The 18543-nt window shown below is 36.0% G+C and carries 14 protein-coding genes; 13 read left to right on the top strand and 1 reads right to left on the bottom strand.

Annotated features, from left to right (window positions below):
* Positions 1-15: 15 nt before the first annotated feature.
* Entirely contained in the window at positions 16-2745 is a 2730-nt protein-coding gene (locus tag IPI31_04950) for a 2-oxoglutarate dehydrogenase E1 component (protein MBK7567154.1), read from the bottom strand.
* Positions 2746-2860: 115 nt separating this feature from the next.
* Here IPI31_04950 and IPI31_04945 point away from each other — a divergent pair, with 115 nt between their 5' ends.
* From IPI31_04945 to IPI31_04885, 13 genes are all read left to right on the top strand, one after another.
* Complete coding sequence (locus tag IPI31_04945) at positions 2861-3754, top strand: radical SAM protein (GenBank protein MBK7567153.1); 894 nt, start codon at positions 2861-2863, stop codon at positions 3752-3754.
* A 1-nt stretch (position 3755) separates the two neighbouring features.
* A complete protein-coding gene (locus IPI31_04940; GenBank protein ID MBK7567152.1) occupies positions 3756-4586 on the top strand; it encodes an aminotransferase class IV in 831 nt (276 codons plus the stop codon).
* Positions 4573-5136, top strand: coding sequence for a DNA alkylation repair protein (locus IPI31_04935; protein ID MBK7567151.1), 564 nt, complete (start codon positions 4573-4575; stop codon positions 5134-5136). Before IPI31_04940 ends, IPI31_04935 begins: the two co-directional genes overlap by 14 nt.
* 68 nt (positions 5137-5204) lie before the next feature.
* Positions 5205-5546, top strand: coding sequence for a bacillithiol system redox-active protein YtxJ (ytxJ, locus tag IPI31_04930; GenBank protein ID MBK7567150.1), 342 nt, complete (start codon positions 5205-5207; stop codon positions 5544-5546).
* A gap of 310 nt (positions 5547-5856) precedes the next feature.
* Positions 5857-6561: a DUF2064 domain-containing protein gene (locus IPI31_04925; GenBank protein ID MBK7567149.1), complete on the top strand. Its 705-nt coding sequence runs from the start codon at positions 5857-5859 to the stop codon at positions 6559-6561.
* 114 nt (positions 6562-6675) lie between these two features.
* Positions 6676-7014, top strand: coding sequence for a carboxymuconolactone decarboxylase family protein (locus tag IPI31_04920; GenBank protein MBK7567148.1), 339 nt, complete (start codon positions 6676-6678; stop codon positions 7012-7014).
* 189 nt (positions 7015-7203) lie between these two features.
* On the top strand, positions 7204-8262 hold the full coding sequence (arsS, locus tag IPI31_04915; protein ID MBK7567147.1) for an arsenosugar biosynthesis radical SAM protein ArsS: 1059 nt from the start codon (positions 7204-7206) through the stop codon (positions 8260-8262).
* A 36-nt stretch (positions 8263-8298) separates the two neighbouring features.
* Positions 8299-8910 carry a TIGR04282 family arsenosugar biosynthesis glycosyltransferase gene (locus IPI31_04910; GenBank protein ID MBK7567146.1) on the top strand — a complete coding sequence of 204 codons (612 nt, stop codon included), beginning with the start codon at positions 8299-8301 and terminating at the stop codon, positions 8908-8910.
* On the top strand, positions 8907-9989 hold the full coding sequence (locus tag IPI31_04905) for an anion permease (GenBank protein ID MBK7567145.1): 1083 nt from the start codon (positions 8907-8909) through the stop codon (positions 9987-9989). The genes IPI31_04910 and IPI31_04905 overlap by 4 nt, the downstream gene beginning before the upstream one ends.
* A gap of 17 nt (positions 9990-10006) precedes the next feature.
* Positions 10007-10981: an arsenosugar biosynthesis arsenite methyltransferase ArsM gene (arsM, locus tag IPI31_04900; GenBank protein ID MBK7567144.1), complete on the top strand. Its 975-nt coding sequence runs from the start codon at positions 10007-10009 to the stop codon at positions 10979-10981.
* Positions 10982-11644: 663 nt separating this feature from the next.
* Complete coding sequence (locus IPI31_04895) at positions 11645-12778, top strand: AI-2E family transporter (protein ID MBK7567143.1); 1134 nt, start codon at positions 11645-11647, stop codon at positions 12776-12778.
* 169 nt (positions 12779-12947) lie between these two features.
* Positions 12948-15398 (top strand): T9SS type A sorting domain-containing protein, encoded by a 2451-nt coding sequence (locus tag IPI31_04890; GenBank protein ID MBK7567142.1) that lies wholly within the window; start codon positions 12948-12950, stop codon positions 15396-15398.
* Between the two features lie 441 nt (positions 15399-15839).
* A complete protein-coding gene (locus IPI31_04885) occupies positions 15840-18302 on the top strand; it encodes a T9SS type A sorting domain-containing protein (GenBank protein MBK7567141.1) in 2463 nt (820 codons plus the stop codon).
* Positions 18303-18543 lie beyond the last annotated feature (241 nt).

Genomic DNA, 18543 nt, shown 5'->3' with positions numbered 1-18543 from the left:
AATGAAACCGACTACTCACAACTTAAAACTCTGCTCCACAATATCCGCTTGCTCCTGAGCATGAATCTTTGCAAATCCCGTTGCCGGTGATGCACTTGATTTTCTGCTCACCTTTTGTTTTATCATAGTTCCCATCAAATTCCAAATATAAAACCATGCACCCATATTTCTTGGTTCTTCCTGCGTCCACATTAATTCTGCATCAGGATATTTATTTAATTCTTCTTTTAATCTTGTCATCGGAAAAGGATATAATTGTTCCACTCGTAAAATTGCAATATCCTTTCTTTCATTTTTTTGTTGATATTCAAACAGATCATAATATACTTTTCCACTGCATAAAATAACGCGTTTTACCTTTTTCTTATCAGCATACGTATCTCCTATCAGCGGTTCAAATTTACCTTCCGATAATTCAGTTAGTGGAGATTGCACCAAGGGGTGACGCAACAAACTTTTCGGACTCATAATGATCAGAGGTCTGCGAAAATCAAAGGCAAGTTGTCTTCTTAATACATGGAAAAAATTTGCAGGAGTAGTAATATTGGCAACAATTAAATTTCCTTCGGCACATAATTGTAAAAATCGCTCCAAACGCGCACTGGAGTGCTCCGGACCCTGACCTTCATATCCATGAGGCAATAACATAACCAGTCCGCTCATACGCTGCCATTTGCTCACACTTGCTGATATAAACTGATCGATTATTGTTTGTGCGCCATTATTAAAATCGCCGAATTGTGCTTCCCATATTACCAATGGGTCGGGACATGCAAGACTGTATCCAAATTCAAATCCCAATACTCCAAATTCGCTCAATAAAGAATTATAAATTCTAAATTTACCTTGTTTTTCGTCGAGGTGATTTAAACGAATATATTCTTCATTCGTATTTTCTTCACGCAATACTGCATGACGGTGACTAAAAGTTCCTCTTCTTACATCTTGTCCGCTCATGCGAACATCTTGTCCATCTAATAAAATAGTTCCGTAAGCAAGCAATTCAGCTAATGCCCAGTCAATTTTATTTTCTGATAAAAGTTTTTTATTCGCTTCAAATAACTTTTCAATTTTTTTCAATTTCACAAAACCTTCAGGCACTTTAAACATGTTATCCGTAACCTGTTTAATTTTTTCTTTGTCAACTTTTGTTTCCGGTGTATTGCTAAAGTCTACGGCAATGTCAATTATTTTTTTCAGTTTTCTCCACGCTTCTTCCGGAGCCTGATATTGATACTTAAGTGGTTTTTGTTTAGTGAGATCTAATCTGCTTTGTAATTCATTCCAGAAATCTTTTTCCATTTCTGTTGCGAGTTGTTTATCAATATCGTGACTCGCTAATAATTTCTGCACATAAATTTCACGCGGATTTAATTTATTTTCAATTAATTTATATAAAGCAGGCTGAGTGTATTTCGGATCATCCCCTTCGTTATGTCCGTGTTTTCTGTAACACAACATATCAATAAAAATATCCTTATTAAATTCCTGACGATATTCCACTGCTAATTCACAGGCAAATACCACTGCCTCTGCATCATCGCCATTCACATGAATTACAGGCGCTTGAATTGTTGCAGCATAACTTGTACAATAATTACTTGTGCGTGCATCATCAAAATCAGTAGTAAATCCTATCTGATTATTAATTACAAAATGTAAAGTACCTCCAACTCTGTAACCTTTCAAATTGCTCATTTGCAAAACTTCGTAAACAACTCCTTGTCCGGCAATAGCAGCATCACCGTGAATTGTTATCGGCATTATTTTATCCCAATCCTCATGGTATAAAACATCCGTTTTAGCTCTCACAAATCCCTGCATCACAGGATTAACTGCCTCTAAATGCGATGGATTTGGCGTTAATTTTAAATGCACTTCTTTTCCTGAACTTGTTTCCACCTGCGATGAATATCCAAGATGATATTTCACATCGCCATCACCCATGGTAGTATCAGGAATGGAGGTTCCTTCAAATTCATTAAATATTTGCTCGTAGGTTTTTCCGAGAATATTAGCCAACACATTTAATCTTCCGCGATGCGCCATTCCGAATACAAATTCCTCCACTCCCATTGCCGCACCTTTTGTAATAATTGCATCTAAGGCCGGAATTGTAGTTTCTCCCCCCTCCAATGAAAATCGTTTTTGACCTACGTATTTTTTTTCCAGAAATTGTTCAAATACAACAGTCTCATTTAATTTTTTGAGTATACGTTTTTTTTGTTCGACAGGAAACGAAATATTTTTTCCCGAGATTTCTATTTTATCCTGAAACCATTTTTTTTCTACCGGATCAATAATATAATCATATTCAAATCCAAGACTTCTGCAATAACAATTTTCGAGATGTGTTATGATCTCCTGTAATGTGGCATTTTCCAATCCAACCAAAATACCAGCACCAAATTTTTTGTTCAGATCAGCTTCACTAAATCCCAATTGATCCAAATTTAATTGTGCATTGCGATCCTTACGCGGTTTTAACGGATTTGTTTTGGAGATCAAATGGCCCTTTTCCCGATAGGCCAAAATTGCACTGTACACTTTTAATTCCGCTGCCAAATTGGATACTGTAATATTTTCAGTATGGCCATTGGAAGAAAAATTCTGCTGTGCAAAGTCAAATCCTTCAAAAAACTTTTTCCATTCCGAGTCAATTTTAGAAGGATCTGCTATATAATTCTGATATAAACTCTCTATATATTGAGGTTCCGCATTTGCTATGTATGAAAACTTGTCCATTTCTTTTTGTTTCTTATCCTGATTTTTAACAAGTAAACTGCCCGTTTAGTTTGAAGGTACAAATATCGGTAGTTTTGGGCAGGATACAATTAGATTTTCTGCTTAATATTGTTTTGTGATACAGGAAATTCAAGCAAAAACCATTCTCAATAAAAAGAAAAAACGCGATAGCTGGTTTTTAGACGAATTTACCGCAAATGCATATGAAGGCTGCAGTATGAATTGCCTCTACTGCTACGTGCGTGGGAGTAAGTATGGGGAGAATATGGAAGAAAAACTTTCCGTAAAAATAAATGCCCCTGAAATATTGGAGAAACAATTGCAATTCCGTGTAAAAAAGCAACAATACGCATTTGTTGTAGTATCAAGTGCTACAGATGCATATATGCAGGTGGATGTTAAATATGGAATGACAAAAAAGTTTCTGGAATTATTTGTGAAATATCAATTTCCTGTGCATATTATCACAAAATCTGATCTTGTTTTAAAGGATATTGATATCTTGAAAAAAATTGATACAAATGCAATTCTTCCTGACGACCTGAAATTGAGTTTAAATCGCGGAACATTGGTCACTTTTTCAATATCAACTTTGGATCAAAAAATCAGCGATCATCTTGAACCCGGTGCAATTCCTCCTCTAAAAAGACTGGAAACCATGCAAAAAATAAAAGAGGCCGGTTTACTCACTGGTTTGAATTGTTTACCGGTATTACCATATATTTCCGACTGTGAAGAAAAACTGGAGGAGATGATCTACCATGCAAAAAAATATGGTGCTGATTATGTTTTAATTGGAGGACTTACACTTTTTGGGGAAGATTCCGCATCCTCCAAAACCCTGTATTATAAATTTCTCGAACGATATCATCCGGAACTGGTGGAACAATATAAAAGTTTGTATGGAAATTGGCCTTACCCACCAAAACAATATCAGGAAAATATTAATGCGATGGTGAAAAAATTATGTGCGAAGTATAATATCAGGAACAGTATCTTAGCAAATTAATATGGAACAACAATTATTAGCATATCGCGATGGAAAATATTTACCGAAAGATCAAATAAGTATCGGCATAGATGACCTTGGTTTCGAACGCGGTTTTGCAGTGTTTGATTATTGCAGGGAGAGAAATGGTAAGATCACTTTTTTGAAGGAGCACCTGCAGCGTTTGGAGCACTCGCAATCCTTACTGCGCTTGCATTTCAAAGCAGATATGCATGAAGTAAAAAAAGTATTGGAAACATTGCAAACCAAAAATAATTTACAAGATTCTTATTTTAAATGTATCATTTCCGCAAGAATGATAAATAAAAATATTTCTGCAATAATCACTGTATATCAAGATGTTTTTATACCATACGATGTTTCCATGTTTGATAATGGAATCACGCTCATCCTCCATGAATATGCAAAACCATTTCCGGAATATAAAACTACATTTTACTTAGGTTCTTTTAGAGAATACGACAGAATGCTGGAAAACAATGCAGAGGATATTCTGTTTTATTACGACAATATTGTACGTGAATGTTCCCGATGTAATATTTTTATTATTAAAGGAGGATTAATATACACACCGGATAAAAATATATTAAAAGGTGTAACACGACATCATGTGATGAATTGTTTAAAAGAACAATTTATGGTGATTGAAAAAGATATTTCGATTAAAGAATTATTTGAAGCTGATGAAGTATTTATTTCGAGTACAACAAAAAACATTATGCCCGTAGTAAAAATTGAAGATCAAATGATCGCAAATGGTGTTCCCGGAGAGATCACAAAAAGTTTAATTACCATATTTGAAAATTATTGTATTAATTATGTCTCTGAATAAAATTAAGAAAGCATTAAAGGCTGCCGGTCATCCCGACAGAATTGAGCAGTTGAAAATAGTTGCCCCAGGTGCTACAGGAGCTTACGGAGTGCGTATGCCTGTTATCAATGATCTGGCAAAAGAATATAAGGATGGGGGATTTGAACTTGTAGAGGAATTATGGAAATCGGGTGCTTATGAGGAAAAAATTCTTGCCGCGAAAATAATTCGCCTCATCGCAAAACAGGATCCGGAAAGAGCAATGGTTTTAGTAGAAAAATATGCCGACGGGATAGATAATTGGGCAGTTTGTGATACACTTGGAATGCAGAGTTTAAAATCCATCAATAAGATCAGAACGAAGGAGGTGTTTGAATTAGCTAACAGATTGTCTGAATCAAAAAATATGTGGCTCAGGCGTTTATCCCTGGTTTTAGTAGAAGATTTTAATAAACGACCTGAACTTCATCCAGCAATACTAAAGCTCATTAAAAAACAAAAAAGTGATAAGGAATATTACATTAAAAGAGCAGTGGTTTGGCTTGAAAGCAGCATGGATAAACACGTTTGAATATCCTCCAAAAATTGAACTATTTTGCAGGTATTTTGTTTAGGTAATGTAAATAATTATTTTAAAGGATGGATTGGATAAAATTAACTTCAGGAGAAGAACTCAACGAATTAATAAGCAGATCACATGAACAACCACAGGTAATATACAAACACAGTTTGAGATGTGGAACAAGTTATTTGGTGAAAGAAAATTTAGAGGATTCAACTTCGCCTGTAAATGCTGATTTTCATTTATTAGACCTTATAAATTTTAGATCAGTTTCAAATCAAGTATCCGATTTATTTCGCATACGACATGAATCTCCGCAGGTTTTGGTGATCAAAAATGGAATCTGCGTTTACAGTAAAGCGCATATTGGCATTAAAATGACGGGGATTGAGAATGCAATTGCTAGCGTTGAAATCTAAAACTTAATAGCTGAAATCATATTGCTTTAGTTTTATCTTACTATAAGGGCATTTCACAATATAGGTCATTTTCAAATTTCACAAGTTGGAATAAGAAATGATCACAATACACTAAGTTTTTTCTTCATTTATTGACTATACTACCTAAAAAACGATAGGCGGATTTGCCGAGCTTCATCCTACTTTCCAAACGTGGTAATTTGGCCCGAAAGGAGGATCCTAAAGAAACGTTAGAAAAAGTTTAACATTCCATTTCAAAAAAGCTTTCTATTTTAGCCGAACTATTCAGCGAAACAGGCGTTTCACCACTATGCATCTCAAAGAAGTTAAAAATACTGCACTGCTACTTTTCACGCGATCTGCGGAAGAAGAAGCTGTAGCTAAAGACTTCACAGATGCACACTCCTTTCATGCAAATTTATTAATTGCAAAAAATCTCATCAGTCACAGCGAAAAAATTGCAAGAGAAAGTGGTCTCCCATGTTTCACAATTAATACTGACCTCCAAACCGGAAATTCATTTGGGGAAAGACTGAATAATGCATTTAAAGGTATTTTTAAGCTTGGTTTTGAAAACGTTATCGCAATTGGAAACGATTGTCCCACCTTGACTCCATCTGACCTTGTTTTCGCTGCACGTGAATTGCAGATAAAAGATGTTGTTATTGGACCTGCAACAGATGGCGGATTATATCTTATCGGGCTCAAAAACAATTTTTTACGAACTGAATTATTTAATACCATTCCCTGGGGAACTGATCAGGTAAGCACTGCATTTATTCAGTATTTAGATGCTCTTTCTGCCGATTTTATCATAACTGAACAAAAAAGAGATCTGGATCATAAAACAGATCTTATTAAAACCATTTTAGATCCATTTTTATCTTTTTCTTTCCGAAGAATATTAGCCGGAATTCTGGCTTCCATTGACAGTTTTAGTACTACACTTTTCCGCAATCCACTTACAACTTTCTTTCGTAAGTACTCCTTATTAAGGGGTCCGCCTGCTGTTTGATTCAATACATCCGATTTGAACATTTGTAGTTTGCTTCTGTTTTGGAGCCAAACGCAAAACAAATAATTACAGCAATATTAATTTATTAATTCATTTAAAAATACATAATTCATAATGGAACGTTCAACATACTACGACCCAAAAGACCTCAAAAATTTCGGCAAGATCAGCGAATGGGATGGCGAATTGGGAAAAGCATTTTTTGATTATTACGGAAAAGTTTTTGCAGAAGGTGCATTAACTGAACGTGAAAAAAGTTTAATTGCACTTGCAGTTTCTCATGCCATTCAATGTCCTTATTGCATTGATGCATATACACAAGATACCATGGCAAAGGGTTGTGATGAAGAACAAATGATGGAAGCAATTCACGTTGCAGCAGCAATACGCGGAGGTGCAAGTTTAGTACATGGAACACAGATGATGGCGAAATTTAAGGAGATAGCCATGTAGGATGGAAAGTGGTGAGTAGTGAGTAGTGAGTATGTTCCGAGTAGGAGCGGACTCACGATTCACGAAATGAGTAATGAGTAATGAGTTATGAGTAATGAGTTTACGTCCGTTTAAAAATTTACGTCCTGACCATTGACTCTTGACTATTGACTCCTGACTAATGACTCTTGACTAATGACAACTTAATATATGAAGACAACAAAATCATTACATGCCCAACATCACAAATTAGCGGATAACGATTATCAGCTAAAGGTGTTGGAAACACATGAAATTGCAGCTGCGGATTTTGAGCGGTTTGATAATAAATTAAACATTATCAATTTATTTCCGTTAAAGCCGACAAAAACTGAAATATTTCAGGTGAATGTAGGTTATATGTGCAATCAAACCTGTGCGCATTGTCATGTGGATGCAGGTCCTGATCGCAAGGAAATTATGACGAGAGAAACCATGCAGCAGTGTTTGGATGTTTTGGCTCAGACCGATATTCCAACTGTTGATCTTACAGGTGGTGCACCGGAAATGAATCCTGATTTCAGATGGTTTGTGGAAGGTATTTCAAAACTCGGCAGAAAAACAATGGTGCGTTGTAACCTCACCATCATTATGGCAAATAAAAAATATCACGATCTTCCACAATTTTTTGCCGATCACAAAGTGGAAGTAATTTCTTCCTTGCCCTTTTATAATAAATCGAGAACTGATGCGCAACGCGGTGATGGTGTTTTTGAAGATAGTATTAAAGCACTGCAATTACTAAATGAAGTGGGCTATGGAAAACCCGGAACAGGTTTGATATTAAATTTAGTGTATAATCCAAGCGGAGCATTTTTGCCCGGCTCGCAGGAAACTTTAGAAGCGCAATTTAAAAAAGAATTAAAACGCCAGCACAATATCGAATTTAATAGTTTATTCTGCATTACAAATATGCCAATAAGCAGATTTCTCGATTATTTAATTCAGAGTGGGAATTATGAATCGTATATGCAGCAATTAATTGAAGCATTTAATCCCGTTGCAGCACAAAATGTAATGTGCAGAAATACCATTTCCATTGGTTGGGAAGGAACAATTTACGATTGTGATTTTAATCAGATGTTGGGATTGAAAGTAAATCATGGCGCTCCAAACCATATCAGTAACTGGGATCTGGAAAAATTAAATAACAGAGAAATTGTATTGAATCAACATTGTTTCGGTTGCACTGCAGGAAGTGGCAGTAGTTGCGGAGGAACCGTTGCTTAAGTGAATTAATATTCATATCGATCAATAAAAAATAAAATGTCGAATAGAAAAGCCCTCGTAATAATGTTAAAGAATCCCGTTAAGGGAAAAGTAAAAACCCGCCTTGCAAAAGAAACGGGTGATGAACTGGCATTTGATGTTTACAAAAATTTATTGTCGCATACACAAAAAATTACCGCAGAAATAGATGCGGATAAATATATTTTTTATTCTGACCTGGTAGAAAGAAATGACATTTTTGATAATGCTGTTTATAAAAAATATGTACAATGCAGTGGTGATCTGGGAGTCCGTATGGATTATGGTTTTTCCATTCCATTTAAAAACGAATACAAAGAAGTGGTGATGATAGGCGCAGATTGTTATGAACTTACCTCAGAACATATTAATAAAGCATTTCAGGCTTTGCAAGATCACGACTTTGTAATAGGTCCCGCAAACGACGGTGGTTATTATTTAATTGGTATGAAAAAGTGGAACCGCTGGATACTGCAAAACAAACAATGGAGCACCGAACATCTGTTTAAAGAATCGAAAGCAGAAATTGAAAACAATAATGGTAAATTATTTTTGCTGGAAACATTAACTGATATCGATACAATTGAAGATCTAAATTTATTTCCTGACCTAAAACATGTGATAGCATGATAGCAATTATAATTTTATTAGCAGCTTGTTTTCTTGCATTTTCTAATGGAGCCAATGATAACTTTAAAGGTGTATCTACCTTATTTGGAAGCGGAACAACGGATTATAAAAAAGCAATTAACTGGGGAACAATTACTACGCTCGCCGGCTGTTTATTTGCAATTTATATTGCGCAGGGATTAATGAAAAATTTTTCGGGAAAAGGATTAATTCCCGATGAAGCATTAAAAGATCCTTCGCTTGCAATTGCTGTAGCACTTGGCGCTGCCATAACCGTATTTTTAGCAACCAAGATCGGTATTCCTATCTCCACAACGCATGCAATTGTAGGAGCATTGGTTGGCGCAGGATTTATGGCTGTTGGAAGCGAACTAAATTTAACTCAATTAGGGCAAGTATTTCTCAAACCATTATTATTAAGTCCCTTTATTGCCTGTGCTGCAAGTATTATTTTATATTTTATTTTCCGACAACTTCGTTTGTTACTCAAAATAGATAAACAAACACATCTTACAGTTGATAAACCATCCTCTGATACAAATAGTATTGCTGCATCCACCATTTCGATAAGCAATGATTATCGCGAAAGTTATCATGGAAATATTGTCGGCATCAGCGCTCAAAAAATATTGGACGGCTTGCATTTTTTATCTGCAGGTGCAGTTGGATTTGCCAGAGGAATGAATGACGCACCAAAAATTGCAGGATTATTATTATTGGTGAGTTTTTTAAATGTTCCCTGGATGATCATCATCGTTGCAATAGTAATGGCAATTGGTGGATTATTAAATTCCAAAAAAGTAGCCATGACCATGAGTAAAAAAATTACTTATATGAATTCAGGGCAGGGATTTACTTCTAATTTAATTACGGCAGTATTAGTTTGGACGGCTAGTGCAAGTGGATTACCGGTGTCAACAACGCATGTTTCCGTTGGTGGTATTTTCGGGATTGGTGTGGTGAATAAAAAAGCAGATTATAAAATGATAGGTAAAATAGTTGGCTCATGGGTACTTACTTTGCCAATTGCAGCACTTGTTTCTGCACTCATTTATGTTATATCAAATAATATTATTTAATACTAAAATAAATAAACATGTCGACAGGTTATTTAGAAACTACAAGAAACGTTTACAAAGAAGCAGCAGAAAATCCACAGGAAGGATTGTGTTGCACAACCACTCCAATTTGGCAATTACCCGGACTTGTAATTCCGCAAAAAATGTTGCAGATGAATTATGGATGCGGAAGTACTGTAAATCCGCGCGATCTTGTAAATGAACCTACCATAATGTATGTAGGTGTTGGTGGTGGAATGGAATTATTGCAATTCGCATATTTCTCCCGTAAAAAAGGTGGTGTGATCGGAGTTGATGTTGTTGACGAAATGTTGGATGCCTGTCACGAAAATTTATTGGAAGCAGAAAAATTAAATCCCTGGTTCAAAAGAGAATTTGTTGATCTTCGCAAAGGTGATGCATTTAATTTACCGGTGGAAGATAATTCGGTTGATATTGCTGCTCAAAATTGTCTTTTTAATATTTTCAGAGAAGAAGATCTCCAAAAAGCATTGGGAGAAATGTATCGCATATTAAAAAAACACGGTCGTTTGGTAATGAGTGATCCAACCTGCGAACAAACAATTCCTGAAAACCTGAGAGACGATGAAAAATTACGCGCTTTGTGTTTGAGTGGATCATTGCCTTTGCAGGAATATATTAACAGAATTACCGATGTTGGTTTTGGTACAATAGAAGTGCGTGCAAGAAGACCTTATAGAATTTTAGATCCTTTACATTACGAAACGTCAGAATTAATTTATATCGAAAGTGCAGAAGTATGTGCAATTAAAGATCCAATGCCTAATGATGGTCCTTGTGTATTCACCGGAAAAACCGCAATCTATTACGGCGTTGCAGAATATTTCGACGACCACAAAGGTCACACCCTAACTCCAAATCAACCGCTCGCCGTTTGCGATAAAACAGCAGGTAATCTTGCCGCCTTAAATAGAAATGATATTTTTATTTCCGGCTCTACTTACTTTTATGATGGAGGAGGATGTTGTTAAGATTTTTTTTCTATTGAACTTTAATTTCGAACGATGTTCTGGGTTCTGACATGTAATAGATCTCGTACGTCGATCACTACATGTTTCAGTTCTGTGTTCTGAGTTCAGGGTTCTGCGTTCCCAAGCCCAAACGTTTCCCCACAGTGTTACGCCATGAAGCAGAGCTCCTGCGTCGCTCGCTACATGACGAACTCTGTGGATTCGGAGCTCATAGTTTATGGATTAGTTAAGCTTTTGGGTTCATTACGGAGGAATATCCTCCGGGTTGTCGATCCGATTAATGTTTTGGCCCCCGACCCCATAGGGGAGTAGGTTTATTGTTACATTGAAACTTCACTACGGAGGAAATTTATTCGGGTTATGGTTCCGATTAATGTTTTTTATTTTTTGATTATTATTTGATATTCCTCCCAATATAATTCGGAGGAATATCCTCCGGCTTGTCGATCCGATTAATGCCTGTCCGTCTCATGACGGATTCTCTATTCCTTGTTCTTTATTCGATATTTTTATAAGGCTAATCCTTTTCTCCCCCTTCCCCACCCCTTCCTTCCTTTTTCCCTCTTAGAACCTTCCCCTTCTCCCTTCGAATCTTCTCCCTTCGAATCTTCCACCACCTCCCTTCGATTCTTTTTTTAACCTATCTTTCGCAAAAATTCCAAAATGCCCACAAATTGGTCAAACAACAATATCATTCGAACAACTTTATTGATCCTTATCACACTTGCTTTGGTATTTGGTGTTGTTTGGCTGATATTGCAGATCACTACTATATTATTTTATTTTATCATCGCAGCAATTATTTCCATTATAGGAAAACCAATTTGCGATTTTCTGGAAAAATTTAAAATCGGGAAATTTAAAATTCCCAATGCACTTTCTTCTTTAATAACAATTTCTGTTTTATTCGGAATTATATTCGGGATCGTTAAAATGTTTACACCTTTGGTTGTGGAACAAACGAATAACATAAGTAATATCAATACCGAACAAGTTGCAATGGGACTACAGTCGCAAATGGAAGCCCTCGATTCTTTGGTGGTGCGTTTTCAGGATCCGAATGTTCCGCAGCAATCTGTTGATCAGATCATAAACAATAATTTAAAGGAATGGATAAATGTAACATCCATCACCCATATTTTTAATAATATTTTGGGCGGACTTGGAAATATAATTGTTGCACTTTTTTCCATCACCTTTATTTCTTTTTTCTTTTTGAGGGATGAAAAATTATTTTACAATATCGTAATGATACTCACCCCAACAAAATTTGAACCCAATGCCAAACGCATATTACAATCCAGTAAAAAATATCTCACCCGATATTTTGTGGGATTGATCATTCAGTCGCTTGTTGTATTTATTTTAATTGCAGTAGGTTTATTGGCATTAGGTTTCGGGCCAAACAGCTGGCTTATTGCATTGTTTGCTGGTATCATTAATATCATTCCCTATATCGGACCAATTATCGGAATGTTGTTCGGTATGTTCATAGGTATTACCACTAATTTAAGTGTGGATCCAAGTTTTGATATCACTCCCATGTTGATCCAATTATTTATTCTTTTCCAGGGAGTGCAGCTCATCGATAATTTTATTTCCCAACCCATTATTTATTCCAATTCGATAAAGGCGCATCCACTCGAAGTATTTTTTGTTGTGCTCGTATTCGGCTCATTGGCCGGAGTTCCGGGAATGATTGCCGCAATGCCCGTATATGCATTTTTCCGTATCATAGCAAAAGAGTTTTTCAGCGAATTAAAAATTGTAAGAAAAATGACGCAGGGCATTGATTGACCTATTCCCTCCCTTATATACCCAAACCTATACCAGGAAGTTGAAGCATTGCTTCCAAACAAACAGTTATCCTATTGGATTTCAAATGTTTGCAAAGTTCATTTTTATAATGCACCTTTAGGCTGTCCCAATTCAATATTTTATAACCACCTAATCTTAAAAGTTTATTATGAGAAACCACATTTCACTTTTCATTATTATTTGTTTATTCTGTAATTTCAATTTCGGCCAAACCGTAACATTAAAACCTGTTGCTAAAATGGTTTCGGAATTTAAGATCACTAATCCAGAATTTAATAAATCAGCACCATTTCAAAGAATTAATTCACCGGCATTTAAAACCACAACCGATCTATTTGCCAATAATATTACTTATGCTAAAATGGATATGAAAAAAATATCCGGATTATATCATACTAAAAATGCAGCATTAGAATTAACTATACCTTATAAAAATAATAGTCTTATTACACTTGATCTTATATCAGTAAATATTTTTGCGGATGAATTTTCTGTGCAAACAGACGTGCCGAATGAAGAAGCGTTACATTATCAACCCGGAGTTTATTATCAGGGCATCGTGCGCGATGATCCTAATTCCATTGTTGCGATAAGTATTTTCGAAAATGAATTAATGGGTTTGATCTCCACATCTTCAGAGGGAAATATTAATATCGGAAGATATGGAAAAGGGGAAAGTGATGACTACATGATCTTTTCCGATCGTGAAATATTAGTGCAAAATAATAATGCGGAATGTGCAACCAATGAAGATGATATAGACATGGGTCAATTTCATGATATCATGAATATAGATGGCTCATCAAGAATAACAGCTTGTCCCAAAATATATTTTGAAGCAGATTTTCAACTATTTCAAAATAAAGGTTCCGTAATAAATACGACAAATTATATTACAAGTATTTATAATAATTCCGCTGTTATTTATACCAACGAAAGTGTGCCTACACAGGTTTCCGGAATTTTTATCTGGACCTCCAGCGATCCCTTTGGAAGCGCATCTTCCGATGAGGCATTGGATGATTTCATGACAGTTCGACCAACATTCACAGGCGACATCGCACAACTTTTAACTTTAGATCCGGGTGATCTTGGGGGAGTTGCCGCAACCGTAAATGGTTTATGTGGACCTTTAAGATATTGTTACAGCGACATTGATCCAACCTTTGCTGATTTTCCTACATACAGCTGGACAGTTATGGTGGTAACTCACGAAATGGGTCATTTATTCGGTTCATTACATACACAGAATTGTGAGTGGATTGGCGGACCAATAGACAATTGTGCGAGTCCTGAGGGAGGATGCGCTCCTGGACCTGAACCAATTGGCGGTGGAACAATTATGAGTTATTGTCATTTAACCGGATATGGAATTAATTTAAGTAATGGTTTTGGTCCACAGCCCGGAGATGCAATTCGCAATACAATTTCTGCTTCCGGTTGTGTAACATCCTGTTTATTTGTTGGAGGATATTGTGCTTCCGCCGGATTACACACTGAAGATATTTGGTTACAAAAAGTAAACCTTGCCGGAACTATAAAAAATTCAGGAAATAATGGAGGTTTTGCAGATTTTACAGCTACAACTTTTAATTTAGTTTCGGGTGGCACAACATCATTTACTTTATTTCCAGGATATCTTGGTCCAGCTTATCCTGTAATATTTTCTATATGGATAGATTATAATAAAGATCTTGATTTTATTGACCCGGGTGAAAATGTTTATAATTCAGCGGCAGTTTTGACACCAGTAAGCGGAAGTTTTGTAGTTCCCGCAGGATTGACCGGAACAACCCGAATGAGAATTTCCATGAAATATGAAACTGTTGCAGGGCCTTGTGAATCCATCGAATTTGGTGAAGTGGAAGATTATACTGCTTCTTTCAGCGGTGGAGGAATTACCTATTGCAGCAGTGCCGGAACTTCCAGCAGCACACGATATATCGATCTTGTTAAAATTGGTACCATTACTAGAAATTCGGTAAGTGATGGCGGATATTTTAACGCAACAGCATTGGTTACAAATGTTGCAAAAGGAAGTACCTATAACTTAAAATACAGTGCGGGTTTTTCCGGTACAATTTTTCAAATGTATTGGAGAGCATGGGTTGATTTTAATCACGATGGTGATTTTACAGATGCCGGTGAACAAATATTTCAAAAAACAGAAACAACATCTTCTAATCTCAGTAAAAATTTTCTGATTCCATTAACTGCAACAACAGGTGCAACACGCATGCGTGTCAGTTCTAAATTCGGAGGATATCCTACTTCTTGCGAAACATTTACAAACGGAGAAGTGGAAGATTTTACACTCAATATTTTGCCCGGACTTCCATTTGCAGAAGAAACTTTTTCATTGGATATTTATCCAAATCCTTCTGATGGAATATATCAATTAGAATATACCAATGCAATAAATGGAGGAATTAATATTGATGTTTTTGATATACTTGGAAATAAAATAATTGTAAATTCCATAGAACAAGAGCTGGGTGTAATAAATTTAGATATTACCAATGCCGCTCCGGGATTATATTTTATAAAAGTTACACTCACTTCGGGTGAAACTCTAATTAAGGAGATCATTAAAAATTAATTAATGCTTTTGCGATCTTGCGTCTTTGTGTGAAGATTTCACGCAAAGGCGCAAGCATTAAAGAGACATCCTAAAGTCTATTTTCTTATTCAAACTTTAAAGTAATGGGTGTGAAATAAACATATAATCTACTTCAACCTCCTCCCGTAACCTTTCCGCCCTTTCCGTGTTCCCGGCGAAATTAGACATAGGAAATAGGAAGTAGGAAATAGGACTTGTCTGTCCTACTTCCTATTTCCTACTTCCTATTTCGTACTTCCTATTTCGTACTTCCTATTTCCTACTTCCTATCCCCCCCCCAAAACAACCCTTTTCCCTCCATCCATCATCCTAAAACCAACACTTATACCATTTATTTGCAAAACTCAAAAATTAAATTCATCTTTAGGTACCATTCCTTCGGCAGACATACACGATTTTTTAACCCAAAAAAGTTCTGCTATGAGAAAATTATTTACCTCTTTTATTTCCGCATTAATAATTGTGTGCGTCGGCAACACTTTATTTGCGCAAACAACGGCTTTAAAACCTTTAGCCAAAATGATCTCCGATTCAAAAACTGCGAATATCCAATTTAAAGATGTGACGCCTTTTGTATTAAATACATCGGCTCCCTACAAAATAAATACGGATGCATTTGCAAATAATATTACTTATGCGAAATTAGATATTGTGCAGATAGGCAATCTGCACAAAACTAAAAATGCCGCGATCGCATTAAATATTCCTTATAAAAATAATTTACTTTCCCTTGAGCTTGTGGAGGTAAATATTTTTGCAGAGGGTTTTAAGATCAGCACCGATATCGCGAATGAAGAAGCGATTAATTATCAACCCGGAGTATATTATCAGGGAATAGTAAAAGATGATCCTACTTCCATAGTTGCAATAAGTATTTTCGAAAATGAAATAATGGGAATTATCTCCACAACCGCTGATGGTAATATTAATATCGGAAGATATAAAAAAGGAGAAGCGGATGATTATATGATCTTTTCCGATCGCGATATCTTAGTGGAAAATAATAATGCCGGATGTGCAACAATAGAAGATGAATCCTATCTCGATCAGTTTCACGAGATCATGGAAATTGATGGAAGTTCCAGAATTTCTTCCTGCCCGAAAATATATTTCGAAGCAGATTATCAGTTATATCAAAATAAAGGTTCGGTAACAAATACGGCAAATTATATTACCGGAATCTATAATAATTCCGCAGTAATTTATGCCAACGAAACTGTTCCAACACAAATTTCTGAAATATTCGTATGGACAAGCAGTGACGGTTATTCCGCTGCTTCTTCATTTGATGCTTTAGATGATTTTATGGCATTTCGCACAACATTTAATGGAAATATTGCACACTTATTAGCATTGGATCCGGGAGGATTAGGTGGAGTTGCTGCAACAATTAATGGATTATGTAATTCGTATAAATATTGTTACAGCGATATTGATGCAAGTTATTCCGACTTTCCAACTTATAGCTGGACAGTTATGGTTGTAACACATGAAATGGGACATTTATTCGGAAGTTATCATACACAAAATTGTGCTGCATGGGTTGGTGGTGCTTTAGATAATTGTTATACAACAGAAGGAGGTTGCGCCGCTGGTCCTCCACCGGTTGGAGGTGGAACTATTATGAGTTATTGTCACCTCACCGGTTACGGAATTAATTTTAATAATGGATTTGGAACGCAACCAGGTAATGCGATAAGAAATACAATTTCTGCGGCAGGTTGTGTTACCTCTTGCGGAGTTGTGCCAGCATATTGTGCATCCTTAGGTTTATCCACTGCCGATGAATGGATTCAAACAATAAATATTGCAGGAACAATTAATAATTCCGGAAATAATGGTGGGTATGAAGATTTTACTGCAACAACTATTAATTTAACTTCCGGAGGAACGGCGACATTTACTTTAACTCCCGGATTTACCGGTACAACTTATCCGGAATATTTTTCTATTTGGGTAGATCACAATAAAGATCTTGATTTTACCGATGCCGGAGAAAATGTATATAATTCCGGTGCCGTTACCGCTGCAGTGAGTGGAAGTTTTTCTGTACCTGCGGGATTAACAGGAACAACCCGCATGCGCATTACCATGAAATACAATGCACTTGCAACATCATGCGAAACATTTGATTACGGTGAAGTGGAAGATTATACTGCATCTTTTACACCTGCTGGAGCAACCTATTGCACTAGTGCTGGAACATCAAGTGCATCAAGATATATCGACTATATTAATATTGGAGCGATAACAAGAACCTCAGGAAGCGATGGCGGATATTATAATGGAACCGCACTTTCCACTAATGTTTCTAAAGGAGGAACTTATCCATTAAAATACAGCGCAGGTTTTTCCGGCACTGTTTATCAGATGTATTGGAAGGGATGGATAGATTATAATCTCGATGGTGATTTTACAGATGCCGGGGAACAAATATTTCAAAAAGTTGCAACCTCTTCCTCCATATTTAATAAAAATGTAAAAATTCCTCTAACTGCAACCACTGGTTTAACACGTATGCGCATCAGCAGTAAATATGGCGGATATCCAACGTCATGCGAAACATTTACCAACGGTGAAGTGGAAGATTATACCATAAATATTTTACCGGGATTAATTTTTGAAGAAGAAAATAATTTCTCTCTTAATATTTATCCAAATCCATCAGATGGTATCTATCAACTGGAATATATCAATGCGGTAAACGGTGGAATAAATATTGATGTTTTTGATATTACAGGAAATAAAATAGTTGCAAATACTATAACTCAGGAAGAAGGTGTAATAAATTTAGACATTACCAATGTTGCTCCGGGATTATATTTTATAAAAGCAACTCTTTCAAACGGCGAAACCGTAATTAAAGAGATCATTAAAAATTAATATCAAAACTTTGTGTCTCTTGCGCCTTTGTATGAATATTTTTTTTCACGCAAAGGCGCAAAGACGCAAAGGGTATTTTCTGTTTAATAACACAAAATAATTTTGCTGTTTCTTTGCGACTCTGCGGCTTTGCCTGCAATATTTTTTTCTCGTAAAACCGAGTTCACACGAAATCACAATAAGATACAAGATATTTTGTGTTTAAAATAGTGTACCTTGTGTGTTCCTTTGTGCACCTTGT

The sequence above is a fragment of the Bacteroidota bacterium genome (genome assembly GCA_016706865.1).
Taxonomy (GTDB): Bacteria; Bacteroidota; Bacteroidia; order Chitinophagales; family BACL12; genus UBA7236.
This window is presented reverse-complemented; position numbering and strand designations above follow the sequence as displayed.